The organism is Lachnoclostridium phytofermentans ISDg, assembly GCF_000018685.1.
In the GTDB taxonomy this organism is placed as follows: Bacteria; Bacillota; Clostridia; order Lachnospirales; family Lachnospiraceae; genus Lachnoclostridium; species Lachnoclostridium phytofermentans.
Genome location: NC_010001.1, coordinates 3,878,837 through 3,895,824, shown reverse-complemented (window position 1 = coordinate 3,895,824; position 16,988 = coordinate 3,878,837). Strand labels below are relative to the sequence as shown.

Here is a 16,988-nt window from a genome sequence, read left to right as displayed (position 1 = left end):
TTGTATTATTGATTTATGGTAAAATAAAGTAACAACAAATATAATATAATTTATTGTTACTAGGGGGAAATTAGGTTGGATAAGTGTCCAAATTGCGGTGCAAGTTTAGAGAATAATCAATGTTTATATTGTGGTTCTAGCTTTAGAGAAAAACAGGAGCAGCAAGCGTTACAAAATCAAGCGTATCAAAATCAAGCGTATCAAAATCAAGCGTATCAAAATCAAGCGTATCAAAATCAAGCACATCAAAATCAAGCATATCAAAACTATTCATCTCAAACCCAAACATCTTATAATAGAATGGTTCAAAGCCAAACGTCACAAAGAACTATACATATATCATCCGATAAGATTATAGTACCTCGAAAGAAACAGTGGATAGCCTTATGCCTTTGTTTATTTACGGGAATTGTAGGTTTTCATTATTTATATTTAAAACGTTATAATATGTTTCTATTATACTTTTTTACGGGTGGATTATTAGGATTTGGTTATTTTATCGATTTATTTAGAATTATTTTTGGCTTTATGAAAGATGCTGATGATCAATATTTAGTTTAGAATTAAGTTAAAAAGGTGAGGTTCTTTGAACCTCACCTTTTTCCTTACTAGGAAGATACCGAAAAACACGCTTTTTCTTGTTAATATTATTGTTTTGGCAGCTTCCTAATGAGCTTTGAACATAATAGCAAAAAGATACTGTAGATTATTTTTCAAGTTCCCAGAATAAAAACATAGGTATTTTGGTTAGCCATCCAATCCGTGGTGACATTTTTATCTGTTCCTCGGTAGGCATTGGTTCGTTCAAATCAGTAATTCTTAAATTATTTTTGACAAATAATTTTACGTATTCTTCCAATGTTCGATGTCTCCATACAACATTACCTTTCAATCCATTGGTTGGTGGCATTTCCCACTCCTTTGGGAAAAAATAATTCTTCACAAAAACTACCATTGATTCATTACCCTCGCCAGTCCAATTTATATCTTTTCCTTTAAAGCATGGATGGAGAACACTGGCAAAAACTTTACCGCCACTTTTCAAAACTCTTGCTATTTCATTCACTGTTCCATCTAAGTTTTCACAATCCATTAACATCATAGAACAAAGAACAATGTCAAAATAGTTGTCTTGTATATCATATAAGTCACAGCTGTTGCGGATAAAGTGCGTAATATGTAAGCCTTGTTCCTTAGCTTTATTAGTGGAATAATTTATAAAAAATTCGGAGCAATCAATTGCTGTTACCAAAGCTCCTCGCTGCGCTAATTCTCTTGAATAGCCTCCTTCACCACAACCAAGATCTAAAATTCTTTTCCCTGAGACATTACCAAGCTGTTGTAAAGTATATGGCATGATAAAGAACATTCGAAAATCATTCTTTTGAGCAATTTCACACCACTCCAGTCCTGCTTCACTCCAGCATTTTGTCGAAGAATCATTATGCATATATTTTCTCCTTTTTAAGAAATAACAAAACTAATAATTGGGAATTTAAAGCTAAATCTTATTATACTTTTCTAATTTTGGGAAGTCAATTCGTACGATTAAGTAATTTTAAAAATGCTAGGGTTTTCACTTGCTAAGTATTGAGATATATCGATTGGAAGGAATGGGAACAAGGAGGACAGCATCACTAGATTCATTTGTGCAGTGTTTTATGCTGAAATTCTACTATATATTTTTCTTTGAAACCAAAACTATCGTAAATATTTCTGGCATAATTGCCTACAACGCACCAAAGTTCAATAGTTTCATACCCACGCTGATATAGTTCATTACATAAATACATGATAAACTTCTTACCAATTCCGCGACCTTGTAAGTCTGTACGAACGGAAATACTGCCGAGCTCATTACCATGCAGATGTCCATGAGCAGCAATTTCACCATCTTCCATGTAAACAAAACGGTTTTTAGAATCCTCTTTCCATGATTTTCGGTTATTCTCGTTAGGCATGGCAATTACTGAATTAGGAAAGCTACCGACGCGGACACGCATTTCGTGAAATGCTTTTGCGTAGAGAGCTTGACTAGCAAGGTAATCTTCGTCAGTATAAGGTCTCACATGGAGCATTTCTAAAGGAAAAGGTTCTCCAGTGCGCACCATAAATGCAGAAGAATAGTAGTGGTCATATCCGTGCTTTCTGGCAAAAGAGAGAGAGGAATCATAATTCGCATGAATTGCACTCATGATTGATGCTGTGCCACTTTCCTGTAGAATATTTTCCGCATACTTATCGATTGCGGATCCAATACCTTGTCCACGAAAATTAGGAGCTACATATACAACCAAATAAGATTGCGGTATAGTCTTTTCAATTTGAGCTAATGCAACAAGCTTTTCACCTAAAAACGTTGCAGTGAGCGATTCTGGTTCATTGGAGAGTTCTCGTAGAAGATCTTCCCCTGAATCAATATCCTGTTGTAGAATTTCTCGTGCAATAGGATAGTCCCTTTCTTTTAGTTGTTCGAATCTAATATCTGATGGGTCCATATATAACCTTCTTTCAATAGGCAAGTTCATCACCTGTTTTATTTTCACAAATACAAATCTATAATTCTATATCAACAGCATATCTATCATCAATTAAAGTATATTCACTATTCGTTTCTATGCATCTCTCTAGATTGAGTAAATTCTCTCTAAGCAGCATTTCTTTTGTACAATATTTTGCATCATTTTCATCTCTATATTCTATTGTACTTGCATGTTTCATAATATCTTCGTAGTGTTCTTTGATATACTTTGAACTAAATATAAGACAATTATATTTAATATATTTTAAATAATCGTCTTTAAAATCATTTTTATAATCAAACGGAATATAGCATCCTTCAATGATTAAATTTTGTTTATTTTCGATACATGTTTTAATTATTTCTCTGGTTATGGGCCAAAGAACATGGATGATATCATCGATATCATCTTCTGGTGTTAATGTGCTAAATCCACTTCTGATTAGTCCCATTTTTAAATGATCTTGTGATAAATACGGGAATTCGTATTTCTTTAATAATTTTTGAGCAAGTGCGGTCTTTCCGGTATGAGAGCTACCTGAAATTAAAATAACCATATTATTTCCTCCATTTAAATCGAACAGAATCACGGGCATTAAATGGTATAATTACAAGCTGTACATACTCTTATATTAGAAGTGTATGTACAGCTTAATGCAAAATATCTTAGTTTGAATACCCTAAGAGTTCCTCTGTTCACAGCTGTGATAACTATTTTACAATCCTGTATTAAGATATGGAGCGTGTTCGCCTTACAGGGTAAAATTCTTTTAGTAAGTCAATATAGTCTGATAATTTATCTAGGTTTGGTTCCCAAAATTCGAAGGTAATACCATTGCATTTTTCAATAAATTTATTATCTAAGCTATAAGACTTTCTGAATTTGCATATTCCATCTTTTTCATTATGACAATGATTACATTTGCCATAATCATTGATAAAAGCATTTTTAATATAATCCTTTGAATTTTCAATGTATTCACGATGCTTATCAATTTTATTTAAGAAAAGTCGAAGAACAATACTGTTTTCTCTTATGTATATTCTAGAGGCAACTTGTTTACTCTTAACTCCACTTTTTGAATAAATAATCATGTATTTACCCCAACAAAAGCCGCTTCCAATATTACCACCAAAATCGTACCCAAGCTTTGTAATCTCATCATTAAATGCTAAAATAAACGCTTTGTTTTCATCTGATATAATGCGGAATCTATCTTCCTCTAATATAGTTTTCATTAAGCTTCTCCTTAATAAGATTATTTGCCTCTCTTAAAAATACAATTTGTTGATCCTATTATTAATAGTAGCATATCGATAGAAAATATTAAACAAAAATTACCATAAAATTCATAGCACGAAACCTATATGTCATGTGAGATAAAGGCAAACGGATTTACCACTTGTTTTTAGAAACAAAGTCGCTAACCCTGACTACTAGGATTAGCGACTTTTAAATTAAGTGTGGGGTATTGAAGATGACTTGTTTCGTTTTATTAAAATCTTCAAATAAAGTGTTTATTTACAGTTTCGTTTCACGAATTTTTCTACTATATCTAATACATCATTTCCCCAAAAAGTAGGACAGCAATGATCTTCATTTTCTAATTCATAGTATTCTACCTCTTTATCAAACTGTTTTAACTTATCAAAGAAATTACGACTATGATTTATAGAAACCAGACCATCCTCTAAACCATGAAACATCAATATGGGAGGAATATCTCTTTCACTCGAAAGATATGTTGCACAGGAAGCGCTTTTCGCGAGATCGGGGACATTTGTCACTTTATCTGTCCCAAGTAAATCCTCTATTGGTCCCATTCCTTCTGAAAGAAACATATCAGTTGGCGCGCAATAGCTAATAATTCCCTTGACCTCACAAGAATTATTATTTTCCACGTCTAAATCAAGTTCTCCAAAAGCAGCCGTTAACCCTGTTAAAAGTGCAATATGACCTCCTGAGGAATCTCCACTTATAAAAATATTATCTGTGTCAATGTGGAATTGTTCTGCTAATGAAGGAATAAAACGAATAGCGTTCTTAGCATCAATTACTTGTGCAGGAAAAATATCTAGCTCTGATTCTCTATATTGCACCTCAGCTACTGCAAAACCTCTTTTAGCCAATTCAGCACGAGCAGGTATGCTATTATACATTTCCTGTCTGTGCCACGCTGAACCTGGTATAAATAGAATCAAAGGATATTTTTTATTTTCTTCCCAGTGTTGTTTATAAGGTATAATTAACTGCAAATACCGTTTACAATTTTCATATTCATAATATTGCACATCTGGTACATATAGCCACTCTAATTCTTTCTTTTTAACATTTAATCTTTTTAACAATTGTTCTGCCATTTTAATATCCTTCCTTTATATTTCTTCATCTGGATTTAATATTGCATAAACATATGTATCCCAATAGATAGGGTTACCGTTCTTATCTTTATGAAAAGAAACGTTTTTTCTAAAATACGCCTCACGCTTCATTCCAATCTTTTCCATCAACTTCCAGGAAGGTGTATTCTGAGGAGCACATTCTGCATAAATTCTATGAACGCCTTGATTAAACATATATTCAATCATTGCTTTGCTGGCATCACTACCATAGCCCCTATGCTGATAGTTCTCATTTAATACATAGCCGAGTTCTCTTGTATTAAAATCCCTTTTCCCTAGATAGATATTTCCAATAACCTTACGGTCATTTTTTAACTCAATAGCATAGAATTCATCGCTTTGCATTCTATATTCAATCTCTTCTTTCGCTTTCTCACAAGTAAAATCTGGATATCCCTCAAATTCAGCATTTACTCGCTGTAACATGTATTCACATAAATCATTCTCATCTTTTAATTCATAATTGCGGATAATTAAGTCATTTGTCTCAATTTTCATCTTTGTTCTCCATTAGTACTTAATACTTTCTATTTAATTTCTAATTTTTATCACTATTTTAAAAATAGTAATAATAATTAACCTAGAAAATCTTTGTATACTTAAGACAAACGTGTTCCTCATATATCTCCACATACTATAATAGAAATTAGCATACACCCGATTCTATAATGCTAAAAGATATCCTATCGCAATCAATTTCTGCCATTGCTCCAACTGGGATTACTGTCATTGGTGTACGATGTGCAAAATCAACATTCTCCAATACTACAAGATCTTCTCTATTAGCTTCATATTTAAGAAATTTTAGTAACATTTTTTCTTCTTCTTCATTCAAATGACCTGTGATCAGTCCATTTGCATTTTTAAAAAGTCCAGCTGCATCCAATTCACGGAGATCATGCAGACCAGCCAATAAACTGCCATATGGTGAACCAACCTCAAAAAATAGAATGCAATCATTGAAAAATTCTGGTGTAGGGAAGTATTCAGTACCCATAATCTGCCTTATAGGACCTCCGCAACCACCAAATAATCGTCCTTGAACTTTTCCCCTACCTTGAAGTAACTTATAGCCGGTATTCTTGGTCCATGAAATTTCATCTTCGGTTACATTTCTCCATTCAATTTTGGTATAGGAATCGCATGGCTTAATTTCTCCAATTGTATCCGTGCTAAATAAGCATTTTTTAATGGCCTCCATTGTATAATCATCAAGTTTTATAGGTTGAGCAATTGGTGTAAGAAGATTTGGACCGTAATATGACATAACACCAGCGACTGCAAATAATGTAGTCCATGATGCTATATCAGAATATCCCATAAAAACTTTTGGATTATCATGTATTACATTAATATCAATAAAAGGGAATACACGATAGGAGTCATCACCTCCCATAATACATATAATTCCATTGATATCTTTGTTTTTTAACGCCCACATCAAATCGGCCCCACGTGCTTCAGGATGTTGATATATATTGTCATTACCCTGTAGTGCATTAGGAGTAGCGATAACATTTACTTTGTATAAACTTTCTAAACGTCTTTTTCCTTCTTCAAATCGGGCAATCATATCAGCATCCCCACCTCTACCGCCAGAGATAGAAATGAGAGCGATAGTATCCCCTGATTTTAATGCTTTTGGCTTTATTAGCTCATTCATAACTTATTGACCTCCCAAGTATTTACTACGAATCAAAAATTCATCCAGTGATAAAATATCATCCTGTAGAACAGCTTTATACACATCCATGCTCGTATATTTGTCAAAAGAATATAATTCTTTCTCAATAAGTCCTTTTTTAATTTGAATAATAGCATTTCGTTTGTTTTCATCCGAATCTATTTGCTTTTTGACATTGTCACAAAAACTTTCTGCATTAGAAATCGTATCCTTATCAAAAAACCATATATCTACATTCCACAAATCACCCAAAATCATAGTTTCAAATCCATGAAACCATACTTGTTTTCCATCACTTGTCCATTCTTGTTTAGCTTCATACCAAATAGGTTTATAATTCTTCAATATAACTGATGTCAATTAATATAATTTTTCTATATCCATATCATCGTTAGTAACATCAATATCCAAATCATTACATGCCATAACGTTCATGGCATAACTTCCAATAATATGTGGTGTTCCATACTTTTTCAATTCATTAAATAATCCTAAGTCATATAAAAGCTTATCTGCTTGTTCTTTCACAGTATTCATACTGAATCATTCCCCCTAAATGCCTCGTAATAATACCAATGCTCTCTTGTATAGTGGGTCAAATTCACAACCACAACTTCCGCATTCGTTATCAGCTTTTTTACATTAAGCTCAACAACAACATAATATTCATTATTTATTTTTAATATTTTATTCTTAATAATGCTATGCTTTAAATCAGAAACTTTTTCAATTATTTTTCTGAATTCTTCCGCAATTTCTATGGAATTTCCTGTATCATCTTTGATTACGCAAGTATCTAAAGTTAATTTGTTTAATACTTTATTGCCGCTTATATATGATTTATAACAATTATTAATAGTGAATTCTTCCATCTTATCAGGTTCAAACTTTTCTGCTTTTCTGCGTTTCCCTTTATCATTGAGTTCATAATAATTAGAAACATTTGTAACTTCATTTTTTGTTATCACAAAAAACGAATTATTAAAATCACTATTAACACCAATATCTACCTTTGATAAAATTACAAGAATCAGTATAATTAAAATGCCCCAAGATATTAAACGCACCTTTTGTATAATAATCATTCCTTTCATTGAAATTCTGATTTAGCTTATTTCTCTAATTAAAGTGATTAGGTAAATTTTACCACTATCAATATAATCCAGTCAATCAAAAAGTGTATTATCTATACTTTCCAAAATGTACTTACATATATGATTTTTGATTATAAAAAAAGAGAAAATCCAGATAAATTCTAGGTTTTCTCCACTTAATAAGTAAGCGTGCTACGGGATTCGAACCAAAATCCTATACTGAAAATAAAGAAAGGGATTTCAACAGTATTATGAAAATGAATCATTTCATTACAAGGTCTGAATATACTAGATAATGGTCAATCGAATCACCAGATTGAGAGCTGAGCATTCCATGTTCAATATCAGCCCAAGTAAGAGTATTATCATTGACTAAAACATAATAGGTATACTCGGAAAACAAAGCATTTAAACTGTTAGGTTTACCATTATATTTTAATAAATATTTATATTCTTTTGAAATCAGTTCATCATCCTCAATTGACTCAATAATATATTTTTTCCCATCAAAGCTTAAATCATCGATATAAAGAATAGGATAATCATCTTTTATTTTTTCATAATACTCCTCTGAGTATTGCGAAGGGTCACCTAGTGTATAATAAAATCCTAAACGGACAGTTGCGGGTTTACTATTTATTGTTTTTTTAATAAAAGAGTCCCATACAGACTGACCAGATGTTATAGCTCCATCTTCAAAGATAACACAGTTATCGGACTTTGCATCATCAAGGCCATAATTGTCAGATAGGTTATTCAAAGAAACTCTTGTTACATTTTGTGAACATGCAGTTAACAAAAAGATGAAAATTAAAAAGATAATTGAAGATTTTTTCATTTTTAGAACCTCCATATACTGTTAAAATATGTAATTAATATTAATGATTATATATTAATAAACTGGACAAGTAAACATAATTTGCAGAGTATGGTGTACACTTATGCTGAGTATTGTGTACACTTGTCTTTCTTGTGTAACTACTACAGCTTATAGATAGTAAATAGAGAACCTAAATTTATGAAAGAAGCTTTGAAAATGAGTGACAAAAAATAAGAAAAAGTAAGTGCAATTATGCGGTGCATATATGATGTATATATCCAAACAACAAAAATCCCTTGAAAATCAAGGGATCTCGTAGGTGTGAGACAAATATTCGTACAAAAATAATGATAAATAGGAGAGATGTGGCGTCTGTTGTTTTTTGCATAACGCCTTGCACACATGGGATGTATTCTCTCTATTTTTCAAATTCTACAAGTTGATTACTTGATATGTTCAACAGTCCTGTATTTCGTTTATTAACAAATGCCTAAGTTCGTCTAAGTCTTCTTTTTTATATTCTAGACCTGTTTCTTCTGAATACCATTCTTTCATAGCATTATCAATAATGTATTGAAACTTTTCAGGCACATAATTAAGCGTCCATATTCCACCTTCATATTTAGACAAAATACGTTTTTCAATTTTGAATGATAGAATACGTCCTAAAATTAAGATATTACTCGCAAAATATCTTGGATTATATGAGTGAAAATCATATTCAACAATATCACTACTAATAGAATTCCAAAAATCTTTGTCAGGTATAGCTGGAAATACATCTTTAATAGGTTTTCCATAAACACAAATACCACTTTGATTTGTGAGATGAGCATGACAAGCTATATCCGCATCACAAAAATCTTCGTCAACTATGAAACTTTCTTTTATATTACCACTCAACATATTTTTATAATGCTCAGTCCAAGCATCGCTGTAATGATATTGACAAGGCGTTGGATACTTCCAAGGGTTCAAGTCGTTTATCCAAATTGCGGACATTTCGAGATGAGATGGCTTACAATCTAGCACCTCGTAATACATATAGGTGATATGTATCCTGTCCTAACTGAGGACCGCAATAATCGTACCCTATTGATCTCATCGAATCTACATCCATGTCTTTTATTGACTGCACACGAACAGCAATATCTAATATCGGTTTAGCACAGATATTAGATATTGCTGTACTTCCAACATGCTGTATATCAAGAATGTTATTGTTCCAGATTGTTTCAATCTGGCTTTTTACTTGAAGGAACTCGTTTTCCCACTCTTTATTATGCGAAAGCAATCTTACTTTATTTCTTTCTACTCCTTCCACAAGCATACCTCCTATAAATTCCTATTGAAAAGCATCGCGAGATCTTCATTATTAAGAACAAGTTCTATAAACTGATTACCCATAACACTAGCAATAAAAATATCATCTATATCCTTCCACGGAATAAAACCAAAGGCAAGAGCAGAACTATTATGAAAATCAAGAGATTTCGTAAGCATGAGACGGGATATGAGTATTTTTTATTTCTTGGATTATGTATTAGTTTAACATTTTATTTTATGTACCAACCTCTATATAGCAAATGATATTCTCAAACTCAAAGTTCTGCAAAACGCCAGAGGTTGGGTCATAGTAAGTCCCATCATAATAAATCATAAGGTGACTTTTCTTTTCGCCTCTAAATTCACAATACAGCACTTTGGCATATTAATATTTCTACCTTTTGTATAAATGGGTTTCTTATGTAAAAATCCAAAATAGTCTAACGTTTCAATTACTTTGCTTAAACTTGCCTGCCATTTTCTACTTTTTATTATTTCTATTACTTCATTAACAGAAATTCCGGCAAGCATGGCAAGGCACGTTTGTTCGCAGTATCCATTTTTGAGGTTGCCTTAAATAGTTAATACTGTCTATAATTCTAATAGGATTTTCTTTACTATATGGACTATTAGAACTTATTCTGCTAAGTCCGCTAATCACTTTAAAATGCACTTCTATTTCTTTAAAAAAGTCTATACTCTTATACACTTCTTTTAGGATTGGAATATAATAGCTACCATTACCTTTAGGTACTAATTTGCATTCAAAAGCCAATCCTGAAATTTCTACCTCAACTGGTATTTGTCCCTTTTGTCCACAAACATCCCAAACATTAAAAGGTATATTTATATACACTCGATTACATTCTTTAAATAACGTTGATTTAAATGAGTATATGATAATTACCTTCTTTCTCATTTATTTTTGTTAATTCCTATCCAAACTTCTTGATGATTGTTTTGCATATAAGATTCAATAACAGGAAGATCTGCTAGTTCATATCCTGAATTGGGTAACCACTCTGAATAAAACTGCTTATGAATTTTCTGAACAGCACTTGGAAGTTCCCCATCAGCATCAAAGACAACCCAAGTAGATGCTGGATAGCAGAATTCTTTCATCCCATCAGGAGGAGAAACATAGTTGCATTCTGGAACATCTACATGGTTTGTGATAGCAAGAATATAATCCATTTCTTCTGAGTTTCCCCATTTTCCATCTGCACATATGCCTAAAAAGCCAGCAGGACGATAATCTGTTTTTTTTAAAAGTTCAATAAAGCGGTTCATTGTTCCATCTTTCCAAGCGTTCTCCCAAATCTGCGGTACAATTTTAAATGCTTCTGAAGTGTTTATACGGTTAGTTATTCCCACTACCTTGAATGCAGGAAACTGTACAATTTGATAATTCATATAATTCTCTCCTTTAATATTGATTTGGAAGGAGAGTTTTGGACAGGATTTTAATTGGACGGTTTCATTTCTTGCAGCGGAAGGCAAGACACCATGAAAACTTCGAAAAGCACGAGAAAAGGCATCTTGAGACTCATATCCATATTTAAATGAAATATCAATGATTCGGTCTTTGCTGTTCATAATATCAAAGGCTGCCAGTGTTAAACGTCTGTTTCTAATGTATTCCGATAGTGGCTTGTCAGCAATATATGAAAACATTCTTTGAAAATTATAAATGGAACATCCTGCAATTTGGGATATAGTGTCATATGAAATTTCACCTTTAAGATTATCTTCTATATATTTTATAACCTCATTAAATTTTTTAATCCAATCCATTCTCTTCCCCTATTGATATAATATATTATTAGAATTATATTCACTCGACTTTTTGTGCCGCATTTAGTCTACATAACCAATTTATGATTTTCTATAACAACGCAAAATCGGCACTCTCGACAATTGATTTCATTTGGCATAAGCAAAAAGGGTGTCCGGCGGGGTCAAGCATAACTCTCCAATTATTAGAAAATTGCTCATCTGCGATTGTAGCTCCACAATGGATTGCATATTGAACTGCTTTTTCTAAATCATTAACGGCGAAGTCTATATGTGCCATTTGCTGTTGAGCTTCAGGCTCTTCCGGCCACACAGGAGGTTTATACTCAGGATTTTGTTGAAACAATATACAAGGATATGTCCCCTGATTGGTTCCTGGGGCGTATACACATGCCCATTCTTCATTGATAAACATTATTTCCCACTTGAGCAACGCTGCATAAAATTTTGCTAATTCATGAGGGTCTTTGCAATCCACCGTAAATGAGTACATTTTGATTTTTAATTCATCATCCATAACGCTAATACCTCCTAAAATATAAATAATCTATACTACAACTTCCTGTTTGTCGATTATAATTTAATTGCTTTGATAATAAACGATGTATTAATTAATTTAGCTTTATGCTTTGAATAGTATTTTAGTGTAAAATCATATTCCTGGGCAAGAATATCCTTATCAGTTTCTTCAATCAACTTGTCAATTTTAAATCCTGCAGATGCCAGTTCATTGATATATGAAGATAATTTCCAGTTCTTTATTTTCATAGCTTGATTACCCTTTGATAAATCAATCGTAGCTTCATCCAAATACGACCTGAAAATTGTATACTTATTCCCTTCAGCTTCTATACATTGCATCAATGGATTATCCCAAGACAATATAAAAACACCAGATTTCTTTAAGTATTTATGAACTAAATCTATGGATTGTTTTAAATCGGTAGTCCACCCAAATGCATATATCGAGTAAACAAAATCAAAGTAATTTTCTGGTATTCCTGGGTTATCTTCCATAGGTGACACAAATAAATTTGCAATTACGTTATTTTCTGATAGCAGTTTTTCAGCATTCTCTATCTGTTTTGAAGATAAATCTAAACCCCATAACTCTTTAGCCCCCTGTTTAGCTGTATATAGCAAAGAATGTCCACTGCCGCAACCAATCTCTAAAACTTTTTTATTATCTAATGAATCAAACAAATTCAATGTACCTTCATTAGGTAAAGTTGGACCGTATGTAGGTAGTGAAGTTGATCCAAACCATTCATCGGCTATGAAATCCCAACTTGTCTTATTTTGAGCTAATACTTTAGTATCTTTCATAATCCTATCTCTCCATTATATAAAAAATTTTGATTCGTAATATATAACACCAACGAACTTAGTAATATGGATATATAATTTGTACGTAGATTCGTTAAACAAAAATACACCAATCAACTCCAAATTTATCTACAATACCAAACATACAAGAACTAAAAAAACATGGTCCCAATGGTTGATTAATTTTTGCACCATCTTTTAAAACTTCATATGCTCTCTTTACAATTTCTTCATTGCCTTCACCAAAGTGGAAGCAAAATTGCATAGTATTACCGATTTTCCTCTCATCAAGTGCCTCTGATATAGCTAATACTTGCCCACAAGCGTCTAATTCAGCATGAAGATAGCTTCCATCTTCGTTCTTACTCTCATATAATAACTTAGCATCAAAAGCCTTTTGATACATTTCGACTGCTTCAACACTATTCTTGAGATACATCTGAAACATTGTTCTTAGCATTATTTTTCCTCCTGCTCAAAATATAAATAATCTGCAGTTCACCTTTGAAAACTATAGATTATGTTATTTACTCCTAATAGTTTAACTAATTATAATTTCCTTAATTTAGAAAGTCAATCCACTATGGGGAAACTATTCGGGGTTATATCTATAATTACCATGAAATCGAGCAGAACCGCTCCTTTATGAACAAAGAACTATAATGGTTTGAGTCCGTAAAAGGATGTTGCACATATCCTGCACACGTGTTTTTCAAGCAAAAAAAATCGCAAACCCTTGATTTATAAGAATTTGCGATACTTTTAAGTTAAGCACGAGATGGGATTAGAACTTTACCCCTTTCCGTAATCACTATATAATAAGGAGGAAAATACACTGTCCACAAAGTGTCTACAGCCTGTTTACAACTTTTTTTGGAAAATTTTTGTTTGAAATATTGATGTTATTATTTATAAGTGATATGATTCATAGGTTAGAGTATATTTTGTTTAATCAAGCGATAGTACATGATCGTTAGCAATTACGAACGACAAATTTGAAGTTGTAGTGTAGGTTATTTATATTTTACGAATGAAATGAGAAAAATGAAGAAAACGGAAAGGAGGATATTCATGAAAATATTGTTTATGGGTACTCCTGAATTTGCGAGGGTTTCTCTTGAATATCTGATAAAAAACAAGTGCGAAGTCATTGGCATTGTCACCCAGCCGGATAAACCTGTCGGGCGTAAGATGACTTTGACCCCGCCTCCGGTGAAAGAATATGCGTTGAGTGAAAATATTCCTGTATACCAGCCGCAGACTTTGAAAAGTGCAGAATTTTTTGATCTGATAAAAGAAATTGCACCGGATATTATCATAGTTGCGGCATATGGCAAATTAATCCCGAAATATATATTAGATTTTCCCCAATATGGGTGTGTGGATGTTCATGGGTCACTTCTGCCGAAATATCGCGGAGCTTCGCCAATAAATGCCGCAATCATGAACGGTGAAAAAGTCACAGGTATCACTATTATGTACATGGACGAGGGAATTGACACAGGTGATATGATATTGAAAGAATCAACCGGAATCGGCAAACATGAAACATTCGGCGAACTTCATGACAGATTGGCAGAAATCGGCGGTAAATTATTGATTGAAGCTATAAATCAAATACAAAACGGTACGGTAAAACGTGAAAAACAGCCGGAAAGCGACACTTTTTACGCAAAAAAAATAGATGATGATATGTGTGAAATTGACTGGAATATACCGGCAAAAGTTATATATGACAAAATTCGAGGACTTTCACCGTCACCGGCCGCTTTTACGTGGCTTAATGGCAAAAAGTTGAAAATATTAAAAGCGATTTATTCGGATTACAAAGATGTGTCTGCAATTAAAGATAAAAAAAGCGGTGAAGTTATAGATATCAGAAATAACATAGAGGTATTTGCAATAGGATATACAATAATAATTTTAGAATTACAGTTAGAGGGCGGGAAAATAATGTCCGCAAAAGATTTTGTAAACGGCAGAAAAATCGAAAAAGGCATGATTTTAGGTGAAAAATAAATTGAATGTGAGAGAAGCGTGTTTGAAGTCTCTTGTAAATTAGCTGTAGATAAAGATTATATAAAAGAAAGTCCATTTGAACGTATCAAGATAACAGGTAAGATATTTTCAAAGACACAGAAAAAGAAATCAGAATCACTCAAGCATTTCTTACAGAGGAAAAACCGAGAATTGAGGAAGAAGCTTTCAAAGAGTATACAGAAAAACTATGTAGTTAGTGTAATCACGTGTAATTAAAGATATAGCAAAGCAAAAAATAAGGAAGTCTAGCAATTTGATATGATCCCTCTAAAGTAGACATGGTAAATAACCAAAACTACTTTGGAGGGATTTTATTATGTCTAAATCACCTTCTTCACCAGCTCAAAAATTAAAGGCTGTTGAAGATTATTTAACTGGATCAAAGAACCTACAAGAGATATGTACAGAACTGAAAATTGCTAGTAAAGAAACTGTACGTAAATGGGTTCTATTATTTCAAAATCAAGGAGCAGAAGCGTTTATTTCAACTAGCGGGAATAAAAGTTATACAAAAGAATTTAAAACCATGGTTGTCGAGGAATATATTGCTGGAAATGGCTCGCTCCCAGAACTCATGGCTAAATATAATATTTGTGCGGTTTCTTCTTTAGCAAGATGGATTTCAGTGTATAATAGCGATATGGAACTAAAGGATTATAATCCGAAACAGGAGGTCTATATGGCTGAAGCAAGAAGAAAAGTAACAATTGAAGAACGTAAGGAAATCGTTGCATACTGTATCGAACATGGATGTGATTATAAGAATACTGCTGAACAATATGATGTTTCTTATAGTCAAGTCTATAGCTGGGTTCGCAAATACAATGCTAGTGGTGAAGAGGGCTTGGCAGATAAACGTGGTCATCACAAATCTGATGAAGAAGTTGATGAGCTAGAGAAACTTCGGAGGGAAAACAAACGTCTGAAACGCCAGCTTGAAGAAAGAGATATGATTGTAGAACTGTTAAAAAAAGTGAAGGAATTCGAAAGGAGGCGATTCTAGCCAAGGGAAAAATGGAGCCTAAATATCTTACTATTCAGTTTTTCAAAACAGAAAAAGATTGGGATATAAGCTGGATGTGTCAGCAATTAAATGTTTCACGTACAGGATACTATAAGTGGTTGAATCGTGAACAGCCAAAAGAAGAGATTGAAAACGAAAAGATAGCTCTATGGATCAAGGAATACGATGAAAAGTTCAAACATACTTTAGGCTATCGTAGAATGCGTAATTACATTAACCGAGATAAAAACAAGCATTATAGTAAAGGTAGAATACAACGTATTATGCGTGTATATGGCATCAAATCTGTAATTAGAAAGCAGCGAAAACCGTATCGTTATTCAACACCAGAAACAACTGCTGAAAATATTTTACATAGGGAATTTGAGGCTTCAAAACCTAATGAGAAATGGGGAACAGATGTTACAGAATTCAAAGTGCCTATGAGTAATAGGAAAGTACATTTAAGTGCCATTCTAGATTTTTATGATAAGTCAGTAGTGTCATATGTACTAAGCAACCACAATGATAACAAGCTTGTTTTTGATACATATGACTTAGCACTTAAATCTAATCCAGATGTCACACCCCTCTTTCATAGTGATAGAGGATTTCAAAATACAAACAAAGTTTTTCAGAAGAAACTTTTGAATCAAGGAATGACTCAATCTATGTCTCGTGTTAGTTGCTGTATTGATAATGGTCCAACAGAAGGTCTTTGGGGAATTATCAAATCTGAAATGTATTATATATCAGATTTCGCTGATGAAAACGAACTTTGTCAGGCAATCGCTGAATATATAGAATACTATAACAATGGACGATATCAGGAACGCTTTAGTAACTTAGCACCAATGGAAGTTCGGAAGGCGGCTATCAACTCAGAGTTTCCAGTTAAATATCCAATACCAGAAAACAAAAGAATTCTTGCTTATAAAGCAGAATTAGAAGCAAAGAAAAAGGAACGAATCGCATAA

The 16,988-nt window shown here is 32.8% G+C and carries 22 protein-coding genes; 4 read left to right on the top strand and 18 right to left on the bottom strand.

What is annotated here, in order from left to right; all coding sequences use genetic code 11:
- The first annotated feature begins 75 nt into the window (after nucleotides 1–75).
- Nucleotides 76–561 (top strand): TM2 domain-containing protein, encoded by a 486-nt coding sequence (locus CPHY_RS16570; RefSeq protein WP_012201202.1) that lies wholly within the window; start codon nucleotides 76–78, stop codon nucleotides 559–561.
- Nucleotides 562–706: 145 nt separating this feature from the next.
- Here the strand turns inward: CPHY_RS16570 and CPHY_RS16565 are convergent, their stop codons facing one another.
- The 18 genes from CPHY_RS16565 to CPHY_RS16485 form a co-directional block, all read right to left on the bottom strand.
- Nucleotides 707–1,450 carry a class I SAM-dependent methyltransferase gene (locus tag CPHY_RS16565; protein ID WP_012201201.1) on the bottom strand — a complete coding sequence of 248 codons (744 nt, stop codon included), beginning with the start codon at nucleotides 1,448–1,450 and terminating at the stop codon, nucleotides 707–709.
- Between the two features lie 193 nt (nucleotides 1,451–1,643).
- Nucleotides 1,644–2,498, bottom strand: a complete 855-nt coding sequence (locus tag CPHY_RS16560) for a GNAT family N-acetyltransferase (RefSeq protein WP_012201200.1) — start codon at nucleotides 2,496–2,498, stop codon at nucleotides 1,644–1,646.
- Nucleotides 2,499–2,556: 58 nt separating this feature from the next.
- Complete coding sequence (locus CPHY_RS16555) at nucleotides 2,557–3,078, bottom strand: adenylate kinase (RefSeq protein WP_012201199.1); 522 nt, start codon at nucleotides 3,076–3,078, stop codon at nucleotides 2,557–2,559.
- Between the two features lie 172 nt (nucleotides 3,079–3,250).
- On the bottom strand, nucleotides 3,251–3,760 hold the full coding sequence (locus CPHY_RS16550) for a hypothetical protein (RefSeq protein WP_012201198.1): 510 nt from the start codon (nucleotides 3,758–3,760) through the stop codon (nucleotides 3,251–3,253).
- Nucleotides 3,761–4,039: 279 nt separating this feature from the next.
- On the bottom strand, nucleotides 4,040–4,882 hold the full coding sequence (locus CPHY_RS16545; protein WP_012201197.1) for an alpha/beta hydrolase: 843 nt from the start codon (nucleotides 4,880–4,882) through the stop codon (nucleotides 4,040–4,042).
- Between the two features lie 15 nt (nucleotides 4,883–4,897).
- The gene (locus CPHY_RS16540; protein WP_012201196.1) at nucleotides 4,898–5,422 is read right to left on the bottom strand and encodes a GNAT family N-acetyltransferase; all 525 of its coding nucleotides are present in this window, start codon (nucleotides 5,420–5,422) and stop codon (nucleotides 4,898–4,900) included.
- 148 nt (nucleotides 5,423–5,570) lie between these two features.
- Entirely contained in the window at nucleotides 5,571–6,587 is a 1,017-nt protein-coding gene (locus CPHY_RS16535; RefSeq protein WP_012201195.1) for a S66 family peptidase, read from the bottom strand.
- 3 nt (nucleotides 6,588–6,590) lie between these two features.
- Nucleotides 6,591–6,953, bottom strand: a complete 363-nt coding sequence (locus tag CPHY_RS16530; protein WP_242657956.1) for a hypothetical protein — start codon at nucleotides 6,951–6,953, stop codon at nucleotides 6,591–6,593.
- A 15-nt stretch (nucleotides 6,954–6,968) separates the two neighbouring features.
- Nucleotides 6,969–7,145 (bottom strand): hypothetical protein, encoded by a 177-nt coding sequence (locus CPHY_RS22215; RefSeq protein WP_012201193.1) that lies wholly within the window; start codon nucleotides 7,143–7,145, stop codon nucleotides 6,969–6,971.
- Nucleotides 7,142–7,702 carry a hypothetical protein gene (locus tag CPHY_RS16525; protein ID WP_012201192.1) on the bottom strand — a complete coding sequence of 187 codons (561 nt, stop codon included), beginning with the start codon at nucleotides 7,700–7,702 and terminating at the stop codon, nucleotides 7,142–7,144. The genes CPHY_RS22215 and CPHY_RS16525 overlap by 4 nt, the downstream gene beginning before the upstream one ends.
- Nucleotides 7,703–7,964: 262 nt before the next feature.
- The gene (locus CPHY_RS16520) at nucleotides 7,965–8,540 is read right to left on the bottom strand and encodes a hypothetical protein (RefSeq protein WP_012201191.1); all 576 of its coding nucleotides are present in this window, start codon (nucleotides 8,538–8,540) and stop codon (nucleotides 7,965–7,967) included.
- A gap of 438 nt (nucleotides 8,541–8,978) precedes the next feature.
- On the bottom strand, nucleotides 8,979–9,500 hold the full coding sequence (locus CPHY_RS16515) for a DUF4111 domain-containing protein (RefSeq protein ID WP_157668747.1): 522 nt from the start codon (nucleotides 9,498–9,500) through the stop codon (nucleotides 8,979–8,981).
- A 40-nt stretch (nucleotides 9,501–9,540) separates the two neighbouring features.
- Complete coding sequence (locus CPHY_RS16510) at nucleotides 9,541–9,846, bottom strand: GrpB family protein (protein ID WP_049762408.1); 306 nt, start codon at nucleotides 9,844–9,846, stop codon at nucleotides 9,541–9,543.
- A gap of 510 nt (nucleotides 9,847–10,356) precedes the next feature.
- Nucleotides 10,357–10,767, bottom strand: a complete 411-nt coding sequence (locus CPHY_RS22210; protein WP_012201187.1) for a DUF1905 domain-containing protein — start codon at nucleotides 10,765–10,767, stop codon at nucleotides 10,357–10,359.
- Nucleotides 10,764–11,642, bottom strand: a complete 879-nt coding sequence (locus CPHY_RS16500) for an AraC family transcriptional regulator (protein ID WP_012201186.1) — start codon at nucleotides 11,640–11,642, stop codon at nucleotides 10,764–10,766. The genes CPHY_RS22210 and CPHY_RS16500 overlap by 4 nt, the downstream gene beginning before the upstream one ends.
- A 91-nt stretch (nucleotides 11,643–11,733) precedes the next feature.
- Complete coding sequence (locus tag CPHY_RS16495) at nucleotides 11,734–12,159, bottom strand: VOC family protein (protein WP_012201185.1); 426 nt, start codon at nucleotides 12,157–12,159, stop codon at nucleotides 11,734–11,736.
- 56 nt (nucleotides 12,160–12,215) lie between these two features.
- The gene (locus tag CPHY_RS16490) at nucleotides 12,216–12,968 is read right to left on the bottom strand and encodes a class I SAM-dependent methyltransferase (protein ID WP_012201184.1); all 753 of its coding nucleotides are present in this window, start codon (nucleotides 12,966–12,968) and stop codon (nucleotides 12,216–12,218) included.
- A gap of 94 nt (nucleotides 12,969–13,062) precedes the next feature.
- Nucleotides 13,063–13,428, bottom strand: a complete 366-nt coding sequence (locus CPHY_RS16485; protein ID WP_012201183.1) for a VOC family protein — start codon at nucleotides 13,426–13,428, stop codon at nucleotides 13,063–13,065.
- A gap of 611 nt (nucleotides 13,429–14,039) precedes the next feature.
- Here CPHY_RS16485 and fmt point away from each other — a divergent pair.
- The 3 genes from fmt to CPHY_RS16465 all read left to right on the top strand — a co-directional run bounded on the left by fmt (nucleotide 14,040) and on the right by CPHY_RS16465 (nucleotide 16,988).
- On the top strand, nucleotides 14,040–14,987 hold the full coding sequence (gene fmt, locus CPHY_RS16480) for a methionyl-tRNA formyltransferase (protein ID WP_012201182.1): 948 nt from the start codon (nucleotides 14,040–14,042) through the stop codon (nucleotides 14,985–14,987).
- Nucleotides 14,988–15,324: 337 nt separating this feature from the next.
- Nucleotides 15,325–16,011, top strand: coding sequence for a helix-turn-helix domain-containing protein (locus tag CPHY_RS16470; RefSeq protein ID WP_012200193.1), 687 nt, complete (start codon nucleotides 15,325–15,327; stop codon nucleotides 16,009–16,011).
- 11 nt (nucleotides 16,012–16,022) lie between these two features.
- Nucleotides 16,023–16,988 (top strand): IS3 family transposase, encoded by a 966-nt coding sequence (locus CPHY_RS16465; protein WP_041703741.1) that lies wholly within the window; start codon nucleotides 16,023–16,025, stop codon nucleotides 16,986–16,988.

Excerpts from the sequence above, each read along its gene's own strand:
- CPHY_RS16500 (WP_012201186.1), bottom strand. The coding sequence starts at position 11,642 with ATGGATTGGATTAAAAAATTTAATGAGGTTATAAAATATATAGAAGAT.
- CPHY_RS16495 (WP_012201185.1), bottom strand. The coding sequence starts at position 12,159 with ATGGATGATGAATTAAAAATCAAAATGTACTCATTTACGGTGGATTGC.
- CPHY_RS16490 (WP_012201184.1), bottom strand. The coding sequence starts at position 12,968 with ATGAAAGATACTAAAGTATTAGCTCAAAATAAGACAAGTTGGGATTTC.
- CPHY_RS16545 (WP_012201197.1), bottom strand. The coding sequence starts at position 4,882 with ATGGCAGAACAATTGTTAAAAAGATTAAATGTTAAAAAGAAAGAATTA.
- CPHY_RS16535 (WP_012201195.1), bottom strand. The coding sequence starts at position 6,587 with ATGAATGAGCTAATAAAGCCAAAAGCATTAAAATCAGGGGATACTATC.
- CPHY_RS16565 (WP_012201201.1), bottom strand. The coding sequence starts at position 1,450 with ATGCATAATGATTCTTCGACAAAATGCTGGAGTGAAGCAGGACTGGAG.
- CPHY_RS16465 (WP_041703741.1), top strand. The coding sequence starts at position 16,023 with ATGGAGCCTAAATATCTTACTATTCAGTTTTTCAAAACAGAAAAAGAT.
- CPHY_RS16560 (WP_012201200.1), bottom strand. The coding sequence starts at position 2,498 with ATGGACCCATCAGATATTAGATTCGAACAACTAAAAGAAAGGGACTAT.
- CPHY_RS16485 (WP_012201183.1), bottom strand. The coding sequence starts at position 13,428 with ATGCTAAGAACAATGTTTCAGATGTATCTCAAGAATAGTGTTGAAGCA.
- CPHY_RS16555 (WP_012201199.1), bottom strand. The coding sequence starts at position 3,078 with ATGGTTATTTTAATTTCAGGTAGCTCTCATACCGGAAAGACCGCACTT.
- CPHY_RS16470 (WP_012200193.1), top strand. The coding sequence starts at position 15,325 with ATGTCTAAATCACCTTCTTCACCAGCTCAAAAATTAAAGGCTGTTGAA.
- CPHY_RS16550 (WP_012201198.1), bottom strand. The coding sequence starts at position 3,760 with ATGAAAACTATATTAGAGGAAGATAGATTCCGCATTATATCAGATGAA.
- CPHY_RS16525 (WP_012201192.1), bottom strand. The coding sequence starts at position 7,702 with ATGAAAGGAATGATTATTATACAAAAGGTGCGTTTAATATCTTGGGGC.
- CPHY_RS16540 (WP_012201196.1), bottom strand. The coding sequence starts at position 5,422 with ATGAAAATTGAGACAAATGACTTAATTATCCGCAATTATGAATTAAAA.
- fmt (WP_012201182.1), top strand. The coding sequence starts at position 14,040 with ATGAAAATATTGTTTATGGGTACTCCTGAATTTGCGAGGGTTTCTCTT.
- CPHY_RS22210 (WP_012201187.1), bottom strand. The coding sequence starts at position 10,767 with ATGAGAAAGAAGGTAATTATCATATACTCATTTAAATCAACGTTATTT.
- CPHY_RS16520 (WP_012201191.1), bottom strand. The coding sequence starts at position 8,540 with ATGAAAAAATCTTCAATTATCTTTTTAATTTTCATCTTTTTGTTAACT.
- CPHY_RS22215 (WP_012201193.1), bottom strand. The coding sequence starts at position 7,145 with ATGAATACTGTGAAAGAACAAGCAGATAAGCTTTTATATGACTTAGGA.